The 24,383-nt window shown below is 60.4% G+C and carries 23 protein-coding genes, 2 tRNA genes and 1 pseudogene; 10 read left to right on the top strand and 16 right to left on the bottom strand.

Annotated elements, in window-relative coordinates:
- Positions 1 to 272 precede the first annotated feature (272 nt).
- On the top strand, positions 273 to 3,113 hold the full coding sequence (gene rapA, locus BVH74_RS10270) for an RNA polymerase-associated protein RapA (RefSeq protein ID WP_080049976.1): 2,841 nt from the start codon (positions 273 to 275) through the stop codon (positions 3,111 to 3,113).
- A 36-nt stretch (positions 3,114 to 3,149) separates the two neighbouring features.
- Here the strand turns inward: rapA and BVH74_RS10265 are convergent, their stop codons facing one another.
- Together BVH74_RS10265 and BVH74_RS10260 are read right to left on the bottom strand one after the other, a co-directional pair.
- Complete coding sequence (locus tag BVH74_RS10265; protein WP_119700927.1) at positions 3,150 to 4,328, bottom strand: patatin-like phospholipase family protein; 1,179 nt, start codon at positions 4,326 to 4,328, stop codon at positions 3,150 to 3,152.
- 8 nt (positions 4,329 to 4,336) lie between these two features.
- Positions 4,337 to 5,287, bottom strand: a complete 951-nt coding sequence (locus BVH74_RS10260) for a lipid A biosynthesis lauroyl acyltransferase (protein WP_080049974.1) — start codon at positions 5,285 to 5,287, stop codon at positions 4,337 to 4,339.
- Positions 5,288 to 5,547: 260 nt separating this feature from the next.
- Here BVH74_RS10260 and minC point away from each other — a divergent pair, with 260 nt between their 5' ends.
- The 5 genes from minC to BVH74_RS10235 all read left to right on the top strand — a co-directional run bounded on the left by minC (position 5,548) and on the right by BVH74_RS10235 (position 9,502).
- Positions 5,548 to 6,303, top strand: a complete 756-nt coding sequence (gene minC, locus BVH74_RS10255) for a septum site-determining protein MinC (RefSeq protein WP_080049973.1) — start codon at positions 5,548 to 5,550, stop codon at positions 6,301 to 6,303.
- Between the two features lie 146 nt (positions 6,304 to 6,449).
- Positions 6,450 to 7,259, top strand: a complete 810-nt coding sequence (gene minD, locus BVH74_RS10250) for a septum site-determining protein MinD (RefSeq protein WP_080049972.1) — start codon at positions 6,450 to 6,452, stop codon at positions 7,257 to 7,259.
- Entirely contained in the window at positions 7,259 to 7,519 is a 261-nt protein-coding gene (gene minE, locus BVH74_RS10245) for a cell division topological specificity factor MinE (RefSeq protein WP_080049971.1), read from the top strand. The genes minD and minE overlap by 1 nt, the downstream gene beginning before the upstream one ends.
- Before the next feature lie 37 nt (positions 7,520 to 7,556).
- Complete coding sequence (locus BVH74_RS10240; protein WP_080049970.1) at positions 7,557 to 8,192, top strand: RluA family pseudouridine synthase; 636 nt, start codon at positions 7,557 to 7,559, stop codon at positions 8,190 to 8,192.
- A gap of 14 nt (positions 8,193 to 8,206) precedes the next feature.
- A complete protein-coding gene (locus tag BVH74_RS10235) occupies positions 8,207 to 9,502 on the top strand; it encodes a M18 family aminopeptidase (protein WP_080049969.1) in 1,296 nt (431 codons plus the stop codon).
- Positions 9,503 to 9,668: 166 nt separating this feature from the next.
- Here the strand turns inward: BVH74_RS10235 and BVH74_RS10230 are convergent, their stop codons facing one another.
- Complete coding sequence (locus BVH74_RS10230; RefSeq protein WP_080049968.1) at positions 9,669 to 10,616, bottom strand: NAD(P)H-quinone oxidoreductase; 948 nt, start codon at positions 10,614 to 10,616, stop codon at positions 9,669 to 9,671.
- A 102-nt stretch (positions 10,617 to 10,718) separates the two neighbouring features.
- Here BVH74_RS10230 and BVH74_RS10225 point away from each other — a divergent pair, with 102 nt between their 5' ends.
- From BVH74_RS10225 to BVH74_RS10215, 3 genes and pseudogenes are all read left to right on the top strand, one after another.
- Positions 10,719 to 12,818 carry a carboxy terminal-processing peptidase gene (locus BVH74_RS10225; RefSeq protein WP_080049967.1) on the top strand — a complete coding sequence of 700 codons (2,100 nt, stop codon included), beginning with the start codon at positions 10,719 to 10,721 and terminating at the stop codon, positions 12,816 to 12,818.
- Between the two features lie 123 nt (positions 12,819 to 12,941).
- A pseudogene (locus BVH74_RS10220) lies at positions 12,942 to 13,721 on the top strand (EAL domain-containing protein); the annotation flags it as partial.
- Positions 13,722 to 13,845: 124 nt separating this feature from the next.
- Positions 13,846 to 14,589 (top strand): substrate-binding periplasmic protein, encoded by a 744-nt coding sequence (locus BVH74_RS10215; protein WP_177344524.1) that lies wholly within the window; start codon positions 13,846 to 13,848, stop codon positions 14,587 to 14,589.
- Positions 14,590 to 14,863: 274 nt separating this feature from the next.
- Here the strand turns inward: BVH74_RS10215 and bamJ are convergent, their stop codons facing one another.
- The 3 genes from bamJ to BVH74_RS10200 form a co-directional block, all read right to left on the bottom strand.
- Entirely contained in the window at positions 14,864 to 15,565 is a 702-nt protein-coding gene (gene bamJ, locus BVH74_RS10210) for a BamJ family beta-barrel-assembly machinery protein (RefSeq protein WP_080049964.1), read from the bottom strand.
- A 141-nt stretch (positions 15,566 to 15,706) separates the two neighbouring features.
- Positions 15,707 to 15,783: transfer RNA gene (locus BVH74_RS10205), tRNA-Asp, on the bottom strand.
- A gap of 15 nt (positions 15,784 to 15,798) precedes the next feature.
- Positions 15,799 to 15,874 (bottom strand) — tRNA-Val (locus BVH74_RS10200).
- Positions 15,875 to 16,065: 191 nt separating this feature from the next.
- On the opposite strand from BVH74_RS10200, the gene rdgC reads away from it, so the two are divergent.
- Entirely contained in the window at positions 16,066 to 16,983 is a 918-nt protein-coding gene (rdgC, locus tag BVH74_RS10195; RefSeq protein WP_080049963.1) for a recombination-associated protein RdgC, read from the top strand.
- 261 nt (positions 16,984 to 17,244) lie between these two features.
- Here rdgC and bamD read toward each other — a convergent pair whose 3' ends face one another.
- From bamD to gspF, 10 genes are read right to left on the bottom strand one after another with little or no spacing between them, the layout of a single operon-like run.
- Complete coding sequence (gene bamD, locus BVH74_RS10190; RefSeq protein WP_080049962.1) at positions 17,245 to 17,862, bottom strand: outer membrane protein assembly factor BamD; 618 nt, start codon at positions 17,860 to 17,862, stop codon at positions 17,245 to 17,247.
- Between the two features lie 15 nt (positions 17,863 to 17,877).
- Positions 17,878 to 18,636: a type II secretion system protein N gene (locus BVH74_RS10185; protein WP_080049961.1), complete on the bottom strand. Its 759-nt coding sequence runs from the start codon at positions 18,634 to 18,636 to the stop codon at positions 17,878 to 17,880.
- On the bottom strand, positions 18,636 to 19,121 hold the full coding sequence (locus BVH74_RS10180) for a type II secretion system protein M (protein WP_080049960.1): 486 nt from the start codon (positions 19,119 to 19,121) through the stop codon (positions 18,636 to 18,638). Before BVH74_RS10180 ends, BVH74_RS10185 begins: the two co-directional genes overlap by 1 nt.
- A complete protein-coding gene (gspL, locus tag BVH74_RS10175; protein ID WP_080049959.1) occupies positions 19,118 to 20,350 on the bottom strand; it encodes a type II secretion system protein GspL in 1,233 nt (410 codons plus the stop codon). The genes BVH74_RS10180 and gspL overlap by 4 nt, the downstream gene beginning before the upstream one ends.
- An 18-nt stretch (positions 20,351 to 20,368) precedes the next feature.
- Positions 20,369 to 21,166 (bottom strand): type II secretion system protein GspK, encoded by a 798-nt coding sequence (locus BVH74_RS10170; RefSeq protein ID WP_080049958.1) that lies wholly within the window; start codon positions 21,164 to 21,166, stop codon positions 20,369 to 20,371.
- Positions 21,163 to 21,792, bottom strand: a complete 630-nt coding sequence (gspJ, locus tag BVH74_RS10165) for a type II secretion system minor pseudopilin GspJ (protein ID WP_205890114.1) — start codon at positions 21,790 to 21,792, stop codon at positions 21,163 to 21,165. The genes BVH74_RS10170 and gspJ overlap by 4 nt, the downstream gene beginning before the upstream one ends.
- The gene (gene gspI / locus BVH74_RS10160; protein ID WP_080049957.1) at positions 21,789 to 22,178 is read right to left on the bottom strand and encodes a type II secretion system minor pseudopilin GspI; all 390 of its coding nucleotides are present in this window, start codon (positions 22,176 to 22,178) and stop codon (positions 21,789 to 21,791) included. Before gspI ends, gspJ begins: the two co-directional genes overlap by 4 nt.
- A complete protein-coding gene (locus BVH74_RS10155) occupies positions 22,162 to 22,701 on the bottom strand; it encodes a prepilin-type N-terminal cleavage/methylation domain-containing protein (protein ID WP_080049956.1) in 540 nt (179 codons plus the stop codon). Before BVH74_RS10155 ends, gspI begins: the two co-directional genes overlap by 17 nt.
- The gene (gspG, locus tag BVH74_RS10150) at positions 22,701 to 23,168 is read right to left on the bottom strand and encodes a type II secretion system major pseudopilin GspG (RefSeq protein WP_080049955.1); all 468 of its coding nucleotides are present in this window, start codon (positions 23,166 to 23,168) and stop codon (positions 22,701 to 22,703) included. The genes BVH74_RS10155 and gspG overlap by 1 nt, the downstream gene beginning before the upstream one ends.
- Before the next feature lie 2 nt (positions 23,169 to 23,170).
- Positions 23,171 to 24,382: a type II secretion system inner membrane protein GspF gene (gspF, locus tag BVH74_RS10145; protein WP_080049954.1), complete on the bottom strand. Its 1,212-nt coding sequence runs from the start codon at positions 24,380 to 24,382 to the stop codon at positions 23,171 to 23,173.
- Position 24,383: the final 1 nt, after the last annotated feature.

Here is a 24,383-nt window from a genome sequence, read left to right as displayed (position 1 = left end):
GGAGCCCGGGAATCAGCATGGCTCACCTCGTACGGTCGGAACGGATTTCCGAGAACGACATAAAGTGCCGCCGACCATCAGCACTGAACTACTCTTCTATCTATCGACAGCAACCACGCAAGCTTTATCCCCAAACCTGTGACGCAACCGACAAAACCGGACAACACACTGCCCTTGGCAACCTTATTAAAAACAAGGCCAGACAGCGGTTTGTGAGGCTCGGCCTATCGGTTACCATAGCGCCCTTTTTTGCAGACGGGTAGGAGCAGCACATGACAGTATTCACTCCTGGGCAACGCTGGGTCAGTGACAGTGAATCGGAACTGGGGCTGGGCACGGTCTTGTCACAGGATGAACGCTTGGTAGTACTGCTGTTTCCTGCCAGCGGCGAAACCCGTCACTATGCACTGCGCAACGCACCGCTGACCCGCGTGCGCTTTTCACCAGGGGATCAGATCAGCCACCACGAGGGCTGGACCCTGACCGTCAGCGATGTCCGCGAAGACAGCGGCCTGCTGGTATACAGCGGCCTGCGCGACAATGGCAGCCAGACCGAATTCGCCGAAACCATGCTGGATAACTTCATCCAGTTCCGCCTGGCCAGCGATCGCCTGTTCGCCAGTCAGATCGATCCGCTGGCCTGGTTCAGTCTGCGCTACGAAAGCCTGCGTCACTACTGCCGGACCCAACGCTCACCACTGCTTGGCCTGTCCGGGGTTCGCACCCAGCCGATCGCACACCAGCTTCATATTGCCCGCGACGTGGCAGACCGGATTGCCCCGCGAGTGCTGCTGGCCGATGAAGTTGGCCTGGGCAAAACCATCGAAGCCGGCCTGGTACTGCACCGTCAACTGCAGACCGGGCGCGCCCGGCGGATCCTGATTCTGGTACCGGAAAACCTCCAGCACCAATGGCTGGTGGAAATGCGTCGGCGCTTCAACCTGCGCTTTGCCCTGTTCAATGATGATCGCTGCCAGGGCGCCGAGGACAACCCCTTTGAAGAAGAGCAACTGGCCCTGGTCTCTCTGGAGCTGTTGCAACTACGGCCCCAGATACATGACTGGCTGCTGGCCAGCGACTGGGACCTGCTGGTGGTCGATGAAGCCCACCACTTGGTCTGGCACGAAGAACAGGCCAGCCCCGAATACCAACTGGTGGAAACCCTGGCCCGATTGATTCCCGGCGTCCTGCTGCTGACCGCAACCCCAGAACAACTGGGCCAGGCCAGCCACTTCGCCCGCCTGCGCCTGCTTGATCCGGACCGGTTCCATGACCTGGAAGCCTTTCGCGCCGAAAGTGCCGGCTACCGCCCAGTTGCCGAAGCAGTCCAGCGCCTGCTCGACGGCCAGTCATTGAGCGCCAGCGACCAACAAACCATGATCAACTGGCTGGGTGACAGCGCCAGCGCCTTGCTGGCCAACCTGGAACAGCCAGGCGAGGCCGGCGAAGCCGCCCGCGACAGCCTGATTCGTCAGTTGCTCGACCGTCATGGCACCGGTCGAGTGCTGTATCGCAACACCCGCGCGGCAATCGCCGGTTTCCCTGAGCGGCAACTGCACCCCTACCCGCTCCCGTGCCCAGGCATCTACACCGATATTGAGGGCCGTGCCGCGCTGTATCCGGAAACAGCCCTGCAAGGACAAACCAGCGCCGAGGAAGCTGCCTGGTGGCAGGACGACCCCCGGGTTGAGTGGCTGATAGACACCTTAAAAATGCTCAAGCGCAGCAAAGTACTGGTGATCTGCGCCCATGCTGAAACGGCACTGGATCTGGATGATGCCCTGCGTCTGCGCAGCGGCACCCCGGCCACTGTGTTCCACGAAGGCATGAGCATTGTCGAGCGGGACCGGGCGGCTGCCTTCTTTGCCGACGAAGAGTTTGGTGCCCAGGTGATGATCTGCTCAGAGATTGGCAGTGAGGGCCGCAACTTCCAGTTCGCCCATCACCTGGTGATGTTCGATCTGCCCAATCACCCTGACCTGCTGGAGCAGCGCATTGGTCGCCTGGACCGAATTGGCCAGCGCCAAACAATTCAACTGCATATCCCCTACCTGGAAGGCACGGCCCAGGAACGCCTGTTCGACTGGTATCACCGGGCCCTGAATGCCTTCCTCGCCACCTGCCCAACTGGCAATACCCTGCAACACCAGTTCGGCACCCGATTGCTCGCACATCTGGATCACCCGGACGACAGTGACTGGGAAGCCCTGATCCAGGAAGCTGGCGATGCCCGCCAGGCCTTGGAGCAGGAACTGCACGACGGTCGCGACCGCCTGCTGGAAATCCACTCACGCGGCCATGGCGATGCCGAGCGCATGATTGCCCAGATCGAACGGCAGGACCACGACCCGCAATTGGCTATTTATATGGAACGACTGTTCGATGTGTTCGGTATCGACAGCGAAGACCATTCCGACAATGCGCTGGTCCTGCGCCCTGGCGAGCGCATGCTCGACGCCGGATTCCCGCTGGGTGACGATGAAGGCGTGACCATCACTTATGATCGCGAAACTGCCCTGACCCGCGAGGACATGCAGTTCATCACCTGGGAGCATCCGATGCTCCAGGGAGGCATGGATCTGGTGCTATCGGGCAGCATGGGCAACAGCGCGGTTGCCCTGCTCAAGAACAAAGCGCTCAAACCTGGAACCCTGCTGCTCGAATGCCTGTTCGTCAGCGAGGCCATTGCCCCAAGGCATCTGCAACTACACCGTTTCCTGCCGCCCACACCGGTCCGTTGCCTGCTCGATAGCAACGGTCACGATCTGGCCGCCAAGGTCAGCTTCGACACCCTCGATGCGCAACTTGAACAACTGCCCAAGCACCTGGCCAGCAAGGTTGCCAAAAGCCAGCGAGAGGTGGTCGAGCGCCTGCTTGACCGCGCCGAGGCATTGGCCGATCTGCAGCACTATGAGTTGGTCGACAGCGCGGCGAACCAATACAGCCAGCAGATGGATGAGGAAATCGAGCGTCTGAAGGCTCTGGCAGCGGTCAACCCACTGGTCAAACCGGCGGAAATCCAGGCTCTGGAGCAACAGAAACAGGTTGGCGAGCAAACCCTGCGCCAGGCCAAGGTGCGGCTGGACGCCATTCGCATTCTGCTTGCCGGGTAGCTCTCTGGGCTGGTGGGAGCCCCGTTCCCACCAGCCCTACAAAGGGCAATATAGTCCGAGAAACCTCTGCAAGGCTTCACGCTGGGCTAAGGCATCCTTGCGCCCCAGCTCAATCAGCTCCTGGCAATACTCAGCCTCGAACAACAGGTAACTCAAGGCACTGCCACCCGAAGCCCGGGTTGCACCACTGCCGCGCATGAAGGCCCGCAGCCCTGCCGGCAGCGCCTTACGATGGCGGCTGGCAATCACATCCAGCGGCTCGCTGGGCGAGATGATCTGCACTTCCACCGGGCGCACACCCTTGCCATGCTGGCGGGCCGCCAGCGGCAGATAGCCTGACAACCGATTGAGCCGTTCGAGCAACTCGACATCGGCCTCCAAGTGGTCAACGAAGGTGCTGTTGAGCAGGTGTCCACCAATCTGTGCCAGCGTCGGCGGCAGCGCTGTACGCAAGCGCGGACCACGCCGACCACCAGCCGCCTCGCGCTGACTCAGGTTGTCCGACACCCCGATGATCAGTACCCGGTTGGCTCCCAGGTGCAGCGCCGGACTGACAGGCGTCCGCTGACGCACCGCACCGTCGCCATACCATTCGCGATTGATCAGCACCGGCGGAAACACCAGAGGGATGGCTGCCGAAGCCATCAAATGCTCCAGGCCCAACTGGGTCTGCACCCCAACCCGACGATGACGGCTCCAGGGCACAATGCGCTCATGGCCCTGATAAAAACATACCGACTCCGACGACTGATATCCAAAGGCACTGACCGATACGGCCCGCAAGTACCCACTCTGCAGCGCCTGTTCAATCTTGTGAAAGGACAGCCGGCTGGCCAGAAGCTCGCGCAATGGACTGTTGTCCAGCAGTGAAGTCGGCTGGCGCCCACCCCAGCCCAGCAAATTGGCCCGACTCCAGCGCCAGGCCTGAACCAGCAGGCACAGCCAGTCGGTGCGATAGACCTGATGGCAGCGGAACTCAGACCACACCTCCAGCATCCGCTCGACCCCGGCACTGAAATCATCGGCATGAGTAGCCAGCGCCAAGGCATTAATCGCCCCGGCAGACGTGCCACAGATCACCGGGAACGGATTCCTTGAATGATCGGGCAGCAGCCCGGCAACCACCGAGAGCACCCCGGCCTGATAGGCCGCCCGAGCACCGCCGCCGGACAGAATCAGTCCGGTACAGGCCTGTTCGCTCAGACTTCCGTGCATGCCCATCCTCAGTTTCTGCGCTTGCGGCGTTGACGTTTCGGGTAAGGCCGAGCCTCACCCTCTGGCCGGGTCTTGAAGCGTCGGTGCACCCACATGTACTGCTCAGGATGCTCGCGTATCGCCTGCTCCACCCACTGGTTGATACGCAGAGCATCAACATGATCATCACCCGTTGGAAAACCCTCCAACGGCGGGTGCACCACCAGTCGATAACCACTCCCATCATCCAGCCGGACCTGGGTAAAGGGCACCACCAGTGCCTTACCCAATCGAGCAAAGGTGCTGGTCGCAGTCACCGTGGCCGCTGGCACACCAAACAGCGGCACAAAGATGCTGGCCTTGCGCCCATAATCCTGGTCCGGGGCATACCAGATTGCCCGTCCGGCGCGCAGCGACTTGAGCATCGAGCGCACATCCTCGCGCTCAACCGCCTTGGCATCGGCATTGTGACGCTCTCGGCCACGCCGCTGCACAAAATCGAACGCGGCGTTGTCATGCTCACGGTACATACCATCAATGGTCACCGCCTGCCCCAGCAGCGCTGCACCAATTTCCAGAGTAGTGAAATGCAGCGACATGAGCACCACACCCCGCCCCTCGGCGGCAGCCCGCTGCAGATGCTCCAGCCCTTCGATGTGGGCCAACCGGGCCAAGCGCTTGGGTGGCCACCACCAGGCCATGGCCATTTCGAACAGAGCGATGCCATAATTGGCAAAATTTTCACGCACCAGAGCCTCACGCTGCGCCTCGGACCAGCCAGGCAGGCACAGCTGCAGGTTGATCCGGGCAATGCTGCGTCGTTCCCGCATCAGGTGGTACATTGCCCAACCCAGCACCCGGCCAAGCCGCAGCAACAACGGATATGGCAAACGGGTAATCAGCCAGAGCACGCCCAAGCCCGACCACAGCGGCCAATAGCGGGGGTGTACCAGGCGGGCACTGAAACCAGGACGACTCATTCTCGGCAAACCATTCGGCAAAAGGCGCATTCTACCCTGTGAGAGGCACCGAACAACTCTTGGGAACCTCTGAAGAACGTAGGCGAGGCAGGCAAGACAAGGAAAAACAGCCGAAAAAGCGCAGTTTACGCGGTGTAAATGAGCATTTTGAGGCTGTTTTTAACGCAGTATTGCCAACGCAGGTAGTTTTTCAGAGGTTCCCTTGCGATTAGCATAGCCAGCCTATATAAGTGTCCGCATCACTTGAGCCTGGAACCAACATGAGCGTTGAAACCACCCTTGACCTGCTAGATAACGACCCCGTCTTCCATCTCAAGGGCGGCATGCTGACCATGACCGTACTTGAGCTGGTGCGCCAGGAGCCGGAACGCTTTGCCCGGCAACTGGCCGAAAAAGTCGAGCAGGCTCCCAACTTCTTTCAGGACACCCCTGTGGTCATCGGTCTCGACAAACTAGACGGCCAGCCAGACCCAAGCAGTCTGGCCAGCCTGCTGCGTATCTGCCGTGAGCATGGGCTGCTGCCAGTTGGTTTGCGCGGCAACGAAAGCTGCCGACCACTGGCCCAGGACGCAGGGCTAGTACTGATGCCGCCGGGACGCAACCGCGACAAACCCCAGGAACTTGCCGGTGAGCCGACCAAGCCGGCCGAACCGTCTCCAGCCCCAGCCCCCAGTGAGGCGCCGCCCAGCCAGGGCCGGATCATCACTCAACCGGTCCGCTCCGGGCAGCAGGTTTATGCCCGTGGCGGCGATCTGGTGGTTCTGGCTCCAGTCAGCGCCGGAGCAGAACTGCTAGCCGATGGTCATATCCACGTCTATGGCCCACTGCGTGGCCGGGCCCTGGCTGGCGTGCGCGGCAACACCGAAGCCCGCATCCTGTGTCAGAGCCTTGAGGCTGAACTGATCTCAATCGCCGGGCACTACAAGGTAGCCGAGGATCTGCGTAAGGACAGCCTCTGGAAACAGGCCACTCAGACATTCCTCGACGGCGACAACTTGAAGATGACGAGTCTTTGACAGATACTGTGCGCCATCCGGGAGTGCCCGCCATATCTGGCCTGAAGCCAGTACCCGGGCCACCCAAACCAATTCGAACCGACCGGCGCAGAGCGCTGTAACGCCGGTACCAGAGCAACCTCACATATATCGACAGGAAGGTCATCTTGGCAAAGATTCTAGTCGTTACCTCAGGCAAAGGCGGTGTTGGCAAGACTACGACCAGCGCCGCCATCGGTACCGGACTCGCCCTGCGCGGCTATAAAACAGTGATCGTCGACTTCGACGTTGGCCTGCGCAATCTGGACCTGATCATGGGCTGTGAACGTCGCGTGGTGTATGACTTCGTCAACCTGATCAACGGCGACTCCAACCTTAATCAGACCCTGATCAAGGACAAGCGCGCCGACAACCTCTACATCCTGCCGGCGTCCCAGACCCGCGACAAGGATGCCCTGACCGAGGAAGGCGTTGAAAAGGTTCTCAACGAACTGAAAGAAACCTTCGATTTCATCGTCTGTGACTCCCCGGCCGGCATCGAGAAAGGTGCCCACCTGGCCATGTACTTCGCCGACGAGGCAATTGTCGTGACCAACCCGGAAGTCTCCTCGGTACGCGACTCCGATCGCATGCTCGGACTGCTGGCCAGCAAATCACGGCTGGCCGAACAGGGCGGCAAGGTCAAGGAAAATCTGCTGTTGACCCGTTACAACCCGGAGCGGGTGGAAAACGGCGAAATGCTCTCTGTCAGCGATGTCGAAGAAATTCTGTCGATTCCGCTGCTGGGGGTAATCCCCGAATCCCAGGCCGTACTCAAGGCCTCGAACCAGGGTATCCCGGTAATCATGGATGACAAGAGCGATGCCGGCCAGGCCTACAGCGACGCTGTCGACCGCTTGCTCGGCAAAGACGTTCCGCATCGTTTCCTCGAAGCGCAGAAGAAGGGCCTGCTGCAGCGCCTGTTTGGTGGCCGTTAATGAGCATTTTCGATTATTTCCGCGACCGTAAGAAAAGCACCACGCCGGCCTCCGTCGCCAAGGAGCGCCTGCAGATCATCGTCGCCCATGAGCGTGGCCAGCGTACTCAACCTGATTACCTGCCGCAGCTCCAACAGGAAATCATCGACGTGATCAGCAAGTACGTGCCGATCGACCGCGAGCAAGTACATGTGGCCCTGGATAATCAGGACCACTGCTCGATTCTCGAACTGAACATCACCCTGCCCGACCGCCCCTGATGACAGGCGCCGCTACGGCGGCGCCTTCAGAGTTTGCATGCCGCTGACCAATATCGGGATCCTGCACGAGGATCCGTGTTTTCTGATCGTCGACAAGCCCAGCCTGCTGCTATCGGTTCCCGGCCGTGCTGAAGACAACAAAGACTGCCTGATCACCCGTCTGCAGGACAACGGCTATCCCGAAGCCCGGATCGTCCATCGGCTCGATTGGGAAACCTCCGGTCTGCTGGTGATCGCCCGCGACCCGGACAGCCATCGCGAACTGTCTCGCCAGTTCCACGACAGGGAAACCGAGAAAACCTACATTGCCCTGTGCTGGGGGCAGCCGGACAGCGACAGCGGCCACATCGACCTGCCGCTGCGTTATGATCCACCGAACAAGCCCCGTCATATCGTCGATCATGAACTGGGCAAGCCGGCCCAGACATTCTGGCGGGTACTGGAACGGCACAGCAACTATTGTCGGGTTGAACTGACCCCGATCACCGGGCGCTCGCACCAGTTGCGCGTACACATGCTGGCCATCGGGCATCCGCTGCTGGGTGATCAGCTCTATGCCCACAGCCAGGCCCTGGCCGCCTGCCCACGCCTGGCGCTGCACGCGGCCCGGCTCGGCATTCGCCACCCGCAGAGCAAAGAACACCTGGTTTTCGACAGCCCAGCCCCTTTCTGAACAAGGAACATGCCATGCCCCACAGCACCCTGAACCAGGATCTGGCCGACTTCATCCAGGCGTCCCCGACGCCGTTCCATGCCACTCAGAGCCTCAGCCAGCGCTTGCTGGACGCCGGCTTTGAGCTGCTCGATGAGCGTGATGACTGGCAGCTCAAGGTCAATGGCAGCTACCTGGTACGGCGCAACGACTCGTCACTGATCGCCTTTCGCACTGGCGAGCCAGGCGCTCTTGAGCGCGGCTTGAGAATGGTGGGCGCACACACCGACAGCCCGTGCCTGAAGGTCAAGCCGCAGCCGGAAATCGACATGCAGGGGCTCTGGCAACTGGGCGTCGAAGTTTATGGCGGTGCCCTGCTCGCGCCCTGGTTCGACCGCGACCTGTCACTGGCCGGCCGCGTGACCTTTCGCGACTGCAGCGGTCAGTTGCAGAGCCGTCTGATCGACTTCAAGCGGCCCATCGCGGTAATCCCGAGCCTGGCAATTCACCTCAACCGCGGCGTCAATGACGGCCTGGCCATCAATGCCCAGACCCACCTGCCGCCAGTCCTGGCCCACAGCCTGGAACCACGCCGCGACCTGCGAGCACTACTGGTTACACAGTTGCAGCAAGAACACCCGAACCTGGAAATTGACCAGGTTCTGGACTACGAACTGAGCTTCTATGACACTCAGCCGGCCAGCACCCTGGGGCTGGACGAGGACTTCTTCGCCGCCGCGCGCCTGGACAACCTGCTGTCTTGCCACGCCGGCCTGCGCGCCCTGCTCGACAGCGACAAGCGTCAGGCCTGCCTGCTGGTGTGCACCGACCACGAGGAGATCGGCTCCTGCTCGGCCTGTGGCGCCGACGGTCCGTTCCTGGAAGACGTGCTGGCCCGCCTGTTGCCGGAAGCCGAGAGCCGCATTCGCGCCATTCAGCGTTCACTGCTGGTATCAGCCGACAACGCCCACGCGGTACACCCCAACTTCGCTGACCGCCACGACGCCAACCACGGCCCACAACTCAACGCCGGCCCGGTGATCAAGGTCAACAGCAACCAGCGCTATGCCACCAACAGCGAAACAGCCGCCTTCTTCCGCCACCTGTGCCACCAGGCCGGAGTACCGGTACAGAGTTTCGTGGTGCGTAGTGATATGGGTTGTGGCAGCACGATTGGCCCGATCACTGCCAGCCGTCTGGGTGTGCGCACGGTCGATGTCGGCGCGCCGACGTTCGCCATGCACTCGATCCGCGAACTGGCCGGCAGTCGTGACCCCGGCTATCTGGTTCGCGCTTTGCGGGAGTTTTTCAACAGCGAAGCCCTGATTTAAGGAACCTCTGAAAACGTAGGCGAGGCCGGCAAGACAAGGCAAAAATGGCCGAAAGAGCGCAGTTTACGCGCTGTAAATGAGCATCTTGAGGCCATTTTTAACGCAGTATTGCCAACGCAGGTAGTTTTTCAGAGGTTCCTTAAGGCTTCACTGTCGTAGACAACAATCAGCGCACCAGCACAACCTTGCCAACAATCTGATCGGCCGCCAGTTCAGCAAAAGCCTCCTCGGCCTGATCAAAGCCAAAGGTCTTGGCCACCAGCGGTTTCAACTCACCGCTAGCGAACAATGGCCACAGGCGCTGCTCCATACGCGCCAGCAGGCCAGCCTTGAAGTCAGCATTGCGGGTACGCAAGGTCGAACCGATCAACTGAATACGCTTGACCAGCAGTTTGGCCAGATCCAGTGTCGCCTCACGTCCGCCCATCAGACCGATAATCACCCAGCGGGCATCCACCCCCAACAGGTCCAGATGATCTGCCGCATAGGTCGCCCCAACCGGGTCCAGAGCCACATCGAAGGGCCCCTCGCTGGCCAGCCCGGCAATCCCGGCCTGGCGCAACAGACCACCCGTTGCTCCCAGTGCCAGACAGGCATCGAGCTTGCCCTGGCTACCGAGCGTGACCCAACAGGGATTGCCCAGCGCCTTGCACAACTGAATCGCCGCCGTACCCACCCCGCTGGCACCCGCATGAATCAGGACTTTTTCACCCGGCTTGGCCGCAGCCAATTCGAACACATTGAGCCAGGCGGTACTGAACACTTCGGGAATCGCCGCCGCCTCGGCCCAGCTCATACCCTTGGGCACTGGCAACAGGTGGCCGGCATCAACCACCACTTCCTCGGCCATTCCACCGCCCGCCAACAGCGCACAGACCCTGTCACCGACCTGCCAGCGCACAGCACCACAGATTTCAACCACCTCTCCGGCACACTCCAGCCCCAGCACCTGGGTCACACCGGGCGGCGGCGGATACATCCCCGCCTTCTGTAACAAGTCGGCACGATTTAATCCTGCCGCTGCAACACGCACCCGCACCTGGCCCTCGGCCAGCTCTACATGGGGCTGTTCACGCCAAATCAGGGCCCCGCCCTCGGCTTGCAATCCTCTCACGCTGCCTCCATAGTGCAATTAAAGGGTCTACAGTAACGGGAACCCATGCTCCCGTATGAGGCCTAAGAGCATACTCCCACCCAGTCCGGATGTGATACTTCGATGAACGGCTTAAATACCCTGCGCACGACCTGCCTTATCGCCCTACTGAGTTTCGGCGGTACCGGTTACGCAGCGGACCCGCAGGGCACCACCCTGGACCTCGACAGCCTGCAGCCCACGCGCGAGCAAATGATTGCCAGCCTCAATACCGTGGAACTGTTGCGTCGGCATCACTACAACCGGATTCGACTGGATGATGCTCTGTCCAGTGAAATCTTCGACACTTACCTGCGTCATCTCGACCCTCAACGCAGCCTGTTCAGCGCAGCCGATATCCAGGGTTTCGAGGGTTACCGTTACCGCATTGACGACCTACTCCTGGCCGGCGATCTGAGTGTCGGCTTCGACATGCATCGGCGCCAGTTGACCCGCGCCCTGGAACGGGTCGACTTCATTCAGTCATTGCTGGGCGAAGGCCTTGACAAGCTCGACTTCAACAGCGACCAGACCATTCTGGTCGACCGTGAAGAAGCCGCCTGGCCAGCCGACAACAATGCGCTCAAGCAGCTCTGGCGCCAACAACTCAAGGACGAAGTACTGCGTCTGAAACTGGCTGGCCGCGACCTTGATGGCATCGCCGAACTGCTCGACAAACGCTACAAAGGCCAGGCCCTGCGCCTGAACCAGACCCGCAGTGAAGACATTTTCCAGAACTACATCAACGCTCTGGCTCAGGTCTACGATCCGCACACTCAATACCTGTCACCGGAGAATGCGGAAAACTTCGATATCAACATGAGCCTGTCGCTCGAAGGTATTGGCGCTGTCCTGCAAAGCGATAACGAATTTACCAAGATCGTACGCCTGGTTCCGGCCGGACCGGCCGAGAAAAGCCAACAACTGGCCCCGGCTGATCGTATTATCGGTGTCGGCCAGGGCACTGGCGAAATCGTCGACGTGGTTGGCTGGCGCCTGGATGAGGTGGTCAAACTGATTCGCGGTCCCAAAGGCTCGAGCGTGCGCCTGGAGGTCATTCCGGCCAGCAACCCGCCCACCGATTTAACCAGCCGCGAAGTGGTTCTGGTGCGCGAGGCTGTCAAGCTTGAAGACCAGGCGGCCAAGTCCAGAGTTCTGGATTTCACCCAACAAGGGCGCGATTATCGCATCGGCGTCATTGAGGTGCCCGGCTTCTACATCGACTTCAAGGCTTACCGCCGCGGCGACCCGGATTACCGTAGCACCACCCGCGACGTACGCCAGTTGCTGAGCGAGTTGCAGACCCAGAAAGTCGACGGCATCGTCCTGGACCTGCGTAACAATGGCGGCGGCTCGCTGCAGGAAGCCACCGAACTGACTGGCCTGTTCATCGATCGCGGCCCGACCGTTCTGGTGCGTGATAGCCAAGGCCAGGTGCAGATTCTCGACGATCCTGATACCGGCATCAGTTATGGTGGTCCGTTGGCGGTCATGGTCAACCGGCTGTCCGCCTCGGCCTCGGAAATCTTTGCCGGTGCCATGCAGGATTACGGTCGGGCGCTGATCATCGGCGAACCGACTTTTGGCAAGGGCACTGTACAGTCAATCCAGCCGCTCAATCATGGTGAGCTGAAGCTGACGCTAGCCAAGTTCTACCGCGTATCGGGGCAAAGCACCCAGCACCGCGGCGTGATTCCCGACATCAGCTATCCGTCTCTGCTTGAAACCACCGACATTGGTGAAAGCAGCCTGCCGCGCGCGCTGCCCTGGGACACCATCGCCCCGGCCAAATACCGCAGTGACCGCCAGCTCGCGCCGCTGCTCGGCACTCTGACCGAGCGTCATCTGCAACGCGCAGCCAATGATCCGGACTTCACCTACACCATGGCTCGCATCGAACTGAACCGTGAAGTGCAGGCCCGCGAGCAGTTGCCGCTTAACGAAGCCAAGCGCCGCCAGCAGCAGAAGGAGTTCGAGGAGCGCTTATTAGCTCTGGAGAATCAGCGCCGCCAGGCCCTAGGTGAAACTCTGCTCACCGAACTGGAAAAGGATGATCCACTCGAAGGCGAACTGGCTGCCGGTCATGAGGAGCAGGAGTCTGAGCACGACCCCTTCCTGGCCGAGACTGGAAAAATCCTGATCGATCTGCTGGAGCTGGAGCAACAGGTAGCCAAAGCCAGCTGAGCCTTATCATGTCATCTTAATGTCATCGCTGCTGGTCACACTCACGGAACCAGATCGGTTGTCCGTGATGTAACCAGCAGAGGACAACCTGGCTGATTTCCGATTTACCAGCCCGGCTCCGCTATGACTCTTTCCGAACAGCGCCAAGCGTTACGCACCATCCTCCGCCACCAGGCGGTGAACACCCTGTTTCAACCTATAGTTTCAACTCTGGAAAAGCGGATTGTCGGCTACGAGGCGCTGAGTCGCGGCCCCTCGAACAGCCCTTTGCACTCACCACTGATTCTGTTCGCCGCCGCCCGCCGCACCGGTCTGCTGACCGAACTAGAGATGCTCTGCCGGCAACAAGCCGTCAAGCGTTTCAGCAGCTTATGCCTGCCTGGACGCCTGTTCCTCAATGTCTCTCCCGAAAGCCTGCTGGAGCAAAGCCACTCCCCAGGCCGCACCCTACAAATGCTGAAGACCGCCAGGCTTGACCCCAAGCGCGTGGTCATCGAACTGACCGAACAGGCCCCGGTCGAAGACTACAACCTGCTGCACATCGCCCTGCATCATTACCGCGACATGGGATTCACCATCGCCCTGGACGACCTGGGCGCCGGCTATTCGAGCCTACGGCTGTGGTCGGAGTTGCGCCCAGAGTTCGTCAAGATCGACCGGCACTTCATCGATGGCATTCACCGCGACCCACTCAAGAAAGAGTTTGTTGGCTCCATGCTGAACATAGCACGCGCTTCTCAGGCCCATATCATTGCTGAAGGTATAGAACAGCGCGAAGAACTGGAAACCCTCAGCAGCATGGGTGTGGACTGGGTACAGGGTTATTGGCTTGGTCGCCCGGAGGCCGAGCCTGAGCTGAGCGACCTGGCGCTGGCACAAAAGCTATCCAGTCGCGCGACTCCGAGCGTTATATTACGACCACTAAGCCTGGTCCACACAAGCGCGCTTTAAAAACCGGACTCATCCGTTCAAAAAACCCAACAACTCATTTAGTATGAGCGAACTTCTTCGCGAAAAAGGTCGCAATGTGAGAAGAGCGCTGATACCCCTCATCAGTACCAGCCTGGTCATCTGGCCGCTCACCGGCCTTGGCTCGCCATTGAAATGGGGCTATGCCCCCAACGACCCCGCGCCCTATGTGGTAGTCGAAAACCATCAGCTCGGCCCCAGCATCACCCTAACCCTGGGACACGCCGTCGCCGAGCGTCTGGGCCGATCTGTGCGCTTCATTCCAGTCCCCAACAACCGCATTGACGACGCCTTGGCCAGCCACCACATCAACGTCATCTGCAACACCATACCAAACTGGATTGAGCAGCCTGATCGCTACCAGTGGAGCCGGGTAATCTATGAAGATGCCGACATCATAATCAACCGGCTCGATCAAGCCCCGATTCATGACCTGGGCTCGTTGTCTGGCGCCATTGTCGGCACCACCTTGGGTTATTACTACGCCCCGGAACTGACCAACGCGTTCAATTCCGGGCAGGTGATCCGACATGACGCCCGAAACCTGCCGACCCGACTCAACATGCTGCTGCATGGCCGCTTGGATGCAACCATCGAGTTTCGCCGCTCGGCCCAATATGCCATTGCCCAACAAGGGCTGGACAACCTGCGCCTGAATGATTGGGTAGTTGAGCATTTTGCCCTGCAGTGCGTCGTAAGCTACCCGGATCCGAACTGGTCCCGCCAGGTGGCTGAAGCCATCGACAGTCTGGTTGAAGACGGCACCCTGCCCCATTTGCTACAACCATTCGAGGGCCTCTGAGCCCTTGATCATGGTTACCCACAGATGCTGTGGATAAGTCTGTGAACAAGGCTTGAGCAAGTCGCGCAAACGCCTGTTTAAACGGCCCTCAGGACAGAATGGACATTTTTTAATCAACAAAAAATATGATTAAAATCATGGAGTTATGCGAAAGGGGAAAACATGAATCAGGAAGGGAAATCAAGTCTTGTGTGTTACCTGCAAATGTGCATAACGGTAACACTGTGAGGTCCGGGCGCTCTGGCCCGGCCTCGCGATCCGTTACCGACTCGGCTCAATTTTCGAGCGAGTCGATACTGATCAGCTCCATATCAAATACCAGTACCGAGTTCGGCGGAATCACCGGGCTCGGGCTGCGGTCACCATAGGCCAGCTCACTGGGAATGGTCACCTTCCACTTGTCGCCCACTTCCATTAGTTGAAGCGCCTCGACCCAACCCGGAATGACACCGTTGACCGGAAGCTGAGTCGGCTCGCCACGGCGAATGGAACTGTCGAACACAGTGCCATCGACCAGTCGACCTTCATAATGCACGGTAACCACATCCGTCTCAGTCGGCTTGGCACCCTCGCCATCGCCGGACTCAAGCACTTCGTACTGCAAACCCGACGCAGTGGTAGTCACGCCATCGCGCTGGCCGTTCTCGGTCAGGTATTTTTCATTCGCTTCCAGAGTATCGCTGGCCAGCTTGCGCGCCCGGTCTTCAGCACGCTTTTGCAGCTCGGAGAAGGCTTTCATCAACTCTTCGTCATCCAGACGCGGGGTTTCGCGCGCCAGCGCATCCTGCATGCCGAGGGCCAGGGCCTTGGGATCGATATCATCGAGCCCATCCTGCAACAGGCTTTCGCCCATGTTCAGACCAATACCGTAGGATGCCTGCTGGATCGGGGTATTGAGCTCAGGCTCTTTTTCACCGCAACCGACCAGGGTGAGAATGCTAATGGCTACGCTGGCTGCCAGCAGATTTCGCTTCATGCTTACCTCAAGTAACAAGCCCGTGACGGGCACTATGGAAGCAGGAAGCTTAACAGGGCTTGCCCGGACAGGCTACCGGCCAGTCAGGCAATCTTGGAAATCGATAACAGTGTCACTAGGGGAAGGAAAACAGGAAGGAAATGGCGCAGCGGACGGGACTCGAACCCGCGACCCCCGGCGTGACAGGCCGGTATTCTAACCGACTGAACTACCGCTGCGCGTAACTTCTCGAGTGGTGGGTGGTGACGGGATCGAACCGCCGACCCTCTGCTTGTAAGGCAGATGCTCTCCCAGCTGAGCTAACCACCCATTTGCTCTCGAAGTGGTGCGCATTCTAGGCACCTTTTCCCAACCTGGCAATACCTTTTTCAAAAAAAATTTCACTCATTATCAATACCTTATTCAAAGCCCCGGGAAGACTGGTCGCCAGCGGACCTCTCAGGCAATATGGGCGGCCCTGGGCGCCCTGCGCCCATGCATCATTCATCAAGGACAGCACCATGTGGTTTCGTAATCTCCTCCTCTATCGTTTCAGTCAATCCGTCCCCTTCACCGAAGCCGAGCTGCTCAAGGCTCTGGAACAACGTCCGGCTCGCCCCTGTGCCAGCCAGGAGACCCATACCCTGGGCTGGACCACCCCGTTCGGTCGACACTCGGAAAACCTGCTGCAAGTGGCTCAGGGTTATTGGCTGGTCGCGCTGCGCAAGGAAGAGCGCATGCTGCCCTCCAGCGTAATCAAGGACGCGCTGGCTGAGAAAGTCGAAGAGATCGAAGCTCGTGACGGACGCAAGGTCTACAAGAAGGAGCGTGACACTCTCAAGGACGACATCATCATGTCCCTGCTGCCGCGCGCCTTTACCCGGACCCAGACAACCCTGGCCTGTATTGCGCCTGCCGAAGGCTGGATCGCCGTCGATACCTCCAGCAACAAGCGCGCCGAAGACCTGCTTAACCTGCTGCGTGAAGGCACTGGTAGCCTGCCGGTACGGCCACTCAACGTGAAAATGGCTCCAGCCGCCTGCATGACCGACTGGGTACGCAGCGGCGAAGCCCCGGAGGGCTTTGTGATCAGCGATGAGTGCGAATTGCGCGATACCTCCGAGGACGGTGGTGTTATCCGTTGCAAGCGTCAGGATCTGGGCAGCGATGAAATCCAGCAACACCTGAGCGCTGGCAAGCAGGTCAGCCAGCTTGGCCTGCATTGGCGTGACAAGCTGTCCCTGAGCCTGGATGACAAGCTGACCATCAAGCGCCTGAAGTTCGAGGATCTGCTGCGCGAGGAAGCCGACGAGCAAGGTGGCGACGATATGGCCGGACAACTTGACGCCAGCTTTACCCTGATGGCCATGACTCTGTCGAGCCTAATCCCAGCCCTGAGCAATGCGCTGGGTGGTGAAGACATCCCCCAGGGCGTATAACCCGAGAGGCAATGGGAACTATCCACAATATCTGTGGATAAAACTGTGGGTAGCCTGATAAAAAACCCGTTCAGCGCCTGAAACACGCTGGACGGGTTCAGAATGATCAAAAACTGATCAATTAATTTTATCTTTAAAAATCAATATCTTGCGCAAATACACTCTACTTTCAGCAAGTTACGCGCAGTTGTGACAGCAAAGTGACAAGCTTGCTCCGTGACTGTGCACAACCGCTTGGCCGCAGGTCACTAGCTAGCCCCATCAAAGTGCATCATGGCGCTCCAGCAACGAGGCCGCATCACCTGCCGCAGCGCTGCGTGGATACTGTTGAACCACATAGCGCAAGCGCGCAGCCGCAGCGTCATTATCTCCCTGCGCCAGAGCCTCCTGGGCCAGGCGATATTCGGTTCTCGCCATCCCGTCGAGCACCGCCTTAAGGCTCTGACCTACCCCTTCGCGATAGCTCGATTGCGGATAAGCCCGCACAAAGCCGGCCAGTTGCCGGTGTACTTCACGCCCCAACTGCAGACGCTCAGGGTCTTCTTCGCCCAGCATCTCGAAGCGCAGCAGCGCACTCAGACCCAACAGATAATCGGCATAATCCGGATACGGCGGCGACACATGACGCTGGCGATAGTCGCCCAGCAGCCGTTCAACTTCAGCCAGCTCACCCTGCTGCAGGCACTGATAACCCGCCTCCAGCTCCAGCCCTGGTTCTTTCAGACGCCGAATTTCCTCAACCAGAGTCATGTCGCAACCGCTGAATCCCAGCTTGGCCCTGGCATCATTGATCGCTGCAGTGCGCTGCCCATCTATCTGGCCCATCGAAGCACAACCGCCTAAGGTTGCCAGCGCCGCCAGCAGTACCAACCATCGCATGGTTATCTCCTCTTGCTACTGAAGCTGGGCACGCCAACGCACCCAGCCCTGTCTGTCAGGCCGCCCGAGCAGCGCCACCGCGCCAGCCAGGCTGGGGTCAGCGACCTCACGGGCCTGTATCCTGGTATTGAGCTGCAGCGCCTGGCCTGGGCGCCAGCGAGCATCCCCCTGCAACCCGAGAGGCCCCTCGCCTTGATCCTGCAAGGCCATGGTCAGCCACCCGTCGCGACTATCCAGCTCGGCTTTCAGATGCCCCAGGGCCAAAGTTTGCGGCAGACCTGCTGCCGCTTCCTGCCAGACCAGACGCCCATGAGCAGCACTGACAAATTCGAAATCGCGCAATTCAAGCACAGGTACATCCAACAGCCAGGTTCCCCCCAGCAGGAATGGCGCCTTGTTGACCATCGCCATGCTGGCAGCATCGAGTCGACCATTGACCTGCTCCAGACGCACAACGCCGATGCCTGCCTTGAGCTGAGCCTGTACCCGGCTATTGCGAGGCAGCCACTCCAGATCCAGTTGCACCTGGCCACGCATCAGGGCGCTCGGGCGCCATTGCCAGCGCAACCCGCCCTGGTCGATACCATCTACAGTGATCCGGGCCACCTGCCCGGACCACAGCGTGCCGGCCAGTCCCTGCAACTCGACAGGCACCGGCAACTGGGCCGATAGCCGATGCCAGACGAACGACGCGGGCAAATGCCAGGCAAGCGTCAACAGATAAACCAGCAACGCAAGCGCCAGCATACCCTTGAGATTAAATCGTCGCAGCATCAGCGGGGCTCCAACAAAATCCGCGCCGAAACTCGGCCCGGTTCGTCACCGACATCCACCGCCAACTGACTCACCAACAAGCCGTGACGCTGTTCCAACTCGGCCAACCACACCAGCAAGGCATCAAAACCAACACCTTCCAGCCACAGCCGTGCCCCCTGCCCTTCCGGCTGCAGGCGCTCTAATGCCGGTTTGACACCAGCAGCATTGGCCGACACCTCGACCAGCGTCAGAACCGAACCATTACTGCGTCCGGTTTCACCCTGTGAACGCTGGACCGCGGCCTGACGCCGCACCTGATCAGCCACCTGCTGCATCCAGGCCAGTTCGGACGACAGGCGACTGACCTCATTACGCAGGCTGCTGCGTTGATTGGCCAGCGGCTCCCAGATCATGATCCAGAACAACACCACAACCAGCACTGCCAGCCCCACACTCAAGACTCGGCGCTCGCGCTGGGCCAGACTTTCCCACCAGGCCCTCATGATGCTCTCCTTTGAATCCGCAACCGCGCGGTCACACCTTCGCTGCCAGAATCGGCCCCTTGCAGGCTTTCAAGCAGCCGCGGATTGGCCGACAGCTCGGCCCTGATCGACTCAAGCTCGGCGAAGGAGGCCACTTGCAACTCGATCTCTACCTCTTCGCCGTTACTGCGAACCTGCCGGATCCGGGCCTTGCCGACATTGCTGATCGCCGTCAGCGCATCATGCAGTAGCGGCCCCAGACTGGCCTGACCATTGGCAGCGTCGCCGCGCCCCTCCAGCACCTGGCGAAACTGGAACACCGGATCACTTTGCGGCGTATTGGGCAGGGTCGCACTGAACAGGCGGTCTACCTCCAGCCACAGACGTTCACGCTCACGACTCAGGCTCCACCACTCCAACCCCAACTGCACGACCAGCAAAACCACAACTGCGGCGGCGGCGATCAGCGGTGGACGCAGCTTGCGCCAAGGCGGGGCAGCCATACTGGCGGCATAAGGCCCATTGAGCAGGTTGAAGGGTTGCTGATGACCCAGACACCGGGCCAGCAGAGTCTGCCGCTCGGGTAGTGGCGTCGGCTCTGTCAGTACTGTCCACTGCGGATCAAGCGTGCCCAGCATCTCGACTTGCAGACCGCACAGGCGTAGTTGCCGCTGTTCAGGCTCTACGTCCGCCAGCCGCCGCTGCAGCCAAAACGCCAACAGGCTCGACTCAACCAGCACCGGCTCCTGGTCAGCCGAGAGCACCAGCACCCCCTCCGGCAAACCGGGCCAATCCACCGGCATCAGGACCAGACCCTGTTCGGGTTCACGCTGTTCATACAGCGCGCTCAGCGGCAGAAGCAGTTCGGCACGCCAACCAGCTGCGGCCAGTTGTTCCTGCCACTGCTCCATCAGCCGATGCTCAACCACCACCGCTGCCAGGCTGCCGTCAGCCCGACGCGGGCCGGCCACAATGTGCAATTCATCAAGCTCCTGACTGAGCTGATCCTCCAGGGCAAACGGCAACGCTGCACGTACTACCGAGGCCCTGCGGGCCGGCACCTGAACCCGGTAAAGGCTGACCATGGCCGGCGCCACCAGCACCCGCAGCCGCTCGCCCGGAAAACGATCACGCAGCACCTGCAGGCTGGACTCCCCATACTCCAGCAGTTGCCCATCACGCTCAAGCCGCCACCAGGGCAGAAGAGCTGACTCACCTGCAGAAGCTTGCGCTAACAGCACTATCAACATAACTTGATCCGTTCTTTATCAGGGCTCACAAGCCGTTTGTTCTCTGAGGACCACTCTGCCATTGGGCGCATCCAGAAGACTGCACTGGTAAAACCGCCGCTGGCCGAATTCCGCCACCACTTCCAGCCGCACATACCAAGGCGCCTGATCCGGCACTGGCCGGCCACTAAACACTTCCTGTAGCAGTTCCGGACTGCGTACCAGATCAATCGGGCTGGCAGTACCAGGGTATGCCGCCAGATAGGGGGCCATGGCCTGCCAGGCTTCGGCCGTCATTCCGGTTACACTGTTCAGTTCCGAAGCCAGTAAAAAAGCCCTGTTGCCAGACGCCCGAGGCGGATCAGCCAGACGATAGATGGGATCGTCAGTTTCCGCATTCATCCAGTCGTTCACCGCCATCGCCAACTGCGCGCCCGGTGGGGTCGATACGCCCGCATCCTGACCGACCCGGTCGACCAGACGAGCAAAGTAGCCCAGTTCAGCCTCGTCAGCGCCGGCCAGAGCGTTGAGGTTGTAACGGCATTGCATGTTGTCCAGGGTCGCCTGCAGCCGGACCTGATCGACCTGAAACGGCAGCACTGGCGAGCGGCAGGTGTCCCAGAGCAAATCATCAGGCCCATCGACCCGCTCAAGATACTGCAGCACCATCTTTTCCGCGCCCAGCGCGATCTGACGCGCCAAATCGCGTTCGAACACTGCGCTGGTCCGGCGAATATCAGCCTGGCCGCGCAAGGCCATGGCAGTCGCTGCCACGACTGCCAGAGCCACCACTAACAGCGCGGTGACCAGCGCTACGCCCCGCTGGGTCTGCCTCATTGCCCCACCGCCATCAAACGGCGAATCTCGCCTACCCCAGGCACATCCAGCACCAGCTCCACGGCCAACGGTAACTGGGTCGCCGCCGGGTCCCCATCCAGCGGCGGCCAGGCATCCACCCGCTCCAATCCACTTGCAGTTCGCACCACGAAGGCAAAGCCACTGTCCACGCCCAGGCGCTGCTGCTCACCGACCAGGTTGGCAAAGGGCCGTACCCTCATGCTGTCCCGGTCCACCACATCGACGCCAGGCCACAGTTCGCGTTCCAGCCCGCGCTCGGTCAGACGCCAGGCAGTACGCCGCAGACGCTGCTCGCCACCAGCACCGGCCCTGACCAGCTCCAACCGTACCGCCTCCCCGCCGGGGCGCAAGCGCAAAGGCGGCAGCCGGTCGCCAAACTCGTCTCGCACCACCACATCAACTACCTGGGCCAGATCCCGCTCCAGCACACTCAGGGTCACCTGCAGATCGGCCAGCCGCTGAGCCTGCTCCCGGCTGATCCGGTCGGCATCCAATACCGCCCGCAAGCCCTGATAGGCCACCATGCTCATGACCGCAAATACCGCCAGGGCGATCAGCATTTCCAGTAAAGTGAAGCCGCGCTGAGCAGGACGTCGCCCCATCATGGCAATACGAACCCGGTGACCATGGCCCGTTGCTCAGCCTCGCCACGCTCGGCCAGCCACAGGCGAATATCAACCCGCCGCACCGCTGGTAACGGGAACGGACTCTGCGGGCTGTAATCGCTCATTTCCACCCGATAGCCGAACCGGTAAGGCCCCATGCTGGTTTCACCGGTACGGTTGCCAGTCTGGGCCGGACGCATGCCGGTTTCGTACTCGGCCAACAAGTTCTGCCCGGCCCAATGGGCCAGGGTCCGTTCCTGCAAATAGGCGGTGTTGCGGGCATGATCGGCTCCGCCCTTGACCAGCGCAGCCAGGGCCACTCCAAGCACAGTCAGGGCCACCAGCACCTCCAGCAAGGTAAAACCGCGCTCAACGGGGCTGCGCATCAAGCACCTCCACCCGCCCTTCCAGGCCAATCTCGATATGCCGTTCCAGGTTCTGCCGGGGCACGCGCAAAATAATCAGCCCTGGAGTCATTTCACCGGTGTTGCTCAAGTACACATGCGGCTCCCAGCCCCCGGTCTGCGGCAGCGGTCGGCGATTGCCGTTCTGCTGGAAACTGATTTCAAGCAGTCCTTCTTCGAGCTGACGCGGCCCCAGCTGGGGATCCAGCAAGGGCTGCCATTCACGGCTGGCATCATCGAGAATCACCAGTTCCAGCAGGCTGTAGGCGTCGCGTCGCAGGCCCAATGCCCGGTCTGCCCCCCCGGTAATCAACAGTTCATCACGGGCCAGCCGCAGCACACCCGCCAGGCGTTCGCTTTCGCTGCGCAGCAAGCGCTCGGCACCATTGCCCAGCGACAGGGTTGCCAGGCTGGCAACGATTCCGATCAGGACCAGTACCACTAGCAGCTCCAACAGGGTGAAGCCCCTCTGGCCCTGGCACTCAACCCGCAGCAGGCGCATCATCAACGGCCAGGGGACTGATCCAGATTCCAGTTGCCGATGTCGGCGTTGTTGCCCTCACCGCCGGCCCGGCCATCGGCGCCGAAACTGAACAGGTCGTATTCCCGACCGTCACGCCCCGGACGCAGGTACTGGTAATCATTACCCCACGGATCCTTCTGCAAGCGGTCAATATAGCCGCCCGAACGCCAGTTACGCGGAGCATCCGGACCAGTTGGCTGAACCACCAGAGCCCGCAGGCCCTGTTCGCTGGTTGGGTAGTTGAAGTTGTCCAAGCGGTACAAATTCAAGGCACTTTCCAGCGCACGGATATCGTTCTGAACCTTGGTAACCCTGGCCTGATCCGGTCGATCCATGACCCGGGGCACCACCACCGCAGCCAGAATTCCGAGAATCACCACGACCACCATAACCTCGATCAGAGTGAAGCCGGATTGCCGGCGCGCATTAACGGTTACAGGTTTGCACATGTTCAATTCACCAGTTGATTGAGTTCAAAGATCGGCAACAGAATGGCCAGCACAATAATCAGTACAATGCCTCCCATAGCCAGAATCAGCAGCGGCTCGAATACCCCCATGACCATGGCGATCCGCGCTTCCAGTTCACGCTCCTGGGTTTCGGCAGCCCGCTCAAGCATCTGATCAAGGGTACCGCTGCTTTCACCACTTTTGATCAGGCTCAGCGTCATGGGCGGGAAATAGCCGCTGCGCTCGAGGGAATGGCCTATACCCGCGCCCTCACGTACCCGTTGCGCGGCATCTCCTACGGCTTCGCGCATGGGCACGTTGGTTATCACGCTGGCACTCATATTGAGCGCTTCAAGCAATGGCACACCACTACCAGCCAGAATGTTGAGGGTGCGAGCGAAACGGGCGGTATTGAGCCCTCGGGTCAGTCGCCCCAACAGAGGCATGCGCAACAGACCGCTATCCCAGCGATAACGCAAGGCCGGACGTTTGAGCAGTTCACGCCCCAGTAGCAGACCACCAATCAGCACCAGCAGCATCAACCAGCCCCATTGTCGCAGGGCATCACTGGTGGCGATCAATGAACGGGTCAGCAGCGGCAACTCCTGATTCATACCGGCAAAGACCTGGACTACCTCCGGCACGACATAGGTCAACAGCGCCACGGTAACCAACAGAGCGACCACGGTCAGGATCGCCGGATAGAACATCGCCAACTGGATCTTCTGGCGCATGGCGTTTTGCGCCTCGACATTGTCGGCCAGCCGCTCAAGCACCAGATCCAGCCGCCCGGCCTGCTCCCCGGCGGCAATGGTCGTGCGATAGATTGGCGGAAACACCGAAGGGAACTCACCCATGGCATGGGCCAGCGGCAATCCCTCCATAACCCGGGTGCGCACAGCCGCCAGAGTGGTCTTAACCTTGGCCGACTCGCTCTGCCGAGCCACCGTGCCCAAGACCTCCTCAATTGGCATGCCGGCACGTGCCAGGGTCGCCATCTGCCGGGTAGCCAGGGCCAGCTCCAGTGGTTTGACCCGGGCCTGAAACACCGGCATGCGTAGCAAATTGCTGCGCTCAGCCACCTGACTGACGGTGGTCGGCATTAACCCCTGCTCACGCAGACGGGCCCGCACCTGACGCGAGGAGTCGCCCTCCTCGACGCCCTTGCGAACTCGGCCGGCAGCGTCCAGCGCGGTATATTCGAAGGCCGGCACG

The sequence above is a fragment of the Halopseudomonas phragmitis genome, assembly GCF_002056295.1.
GTDB lineage: Bacteria > Pseudomonadota > Gammaproteobacteria > Pseudomonadales > Pseudomonadaceae > Halopseudomonas > Halopseudomonas phragmitis.
The sequence above is the reverse complement of the archived record's forward strand: the minus strand, read 5'-3'. Positions and strand labels throughout refer to the sequence as shown.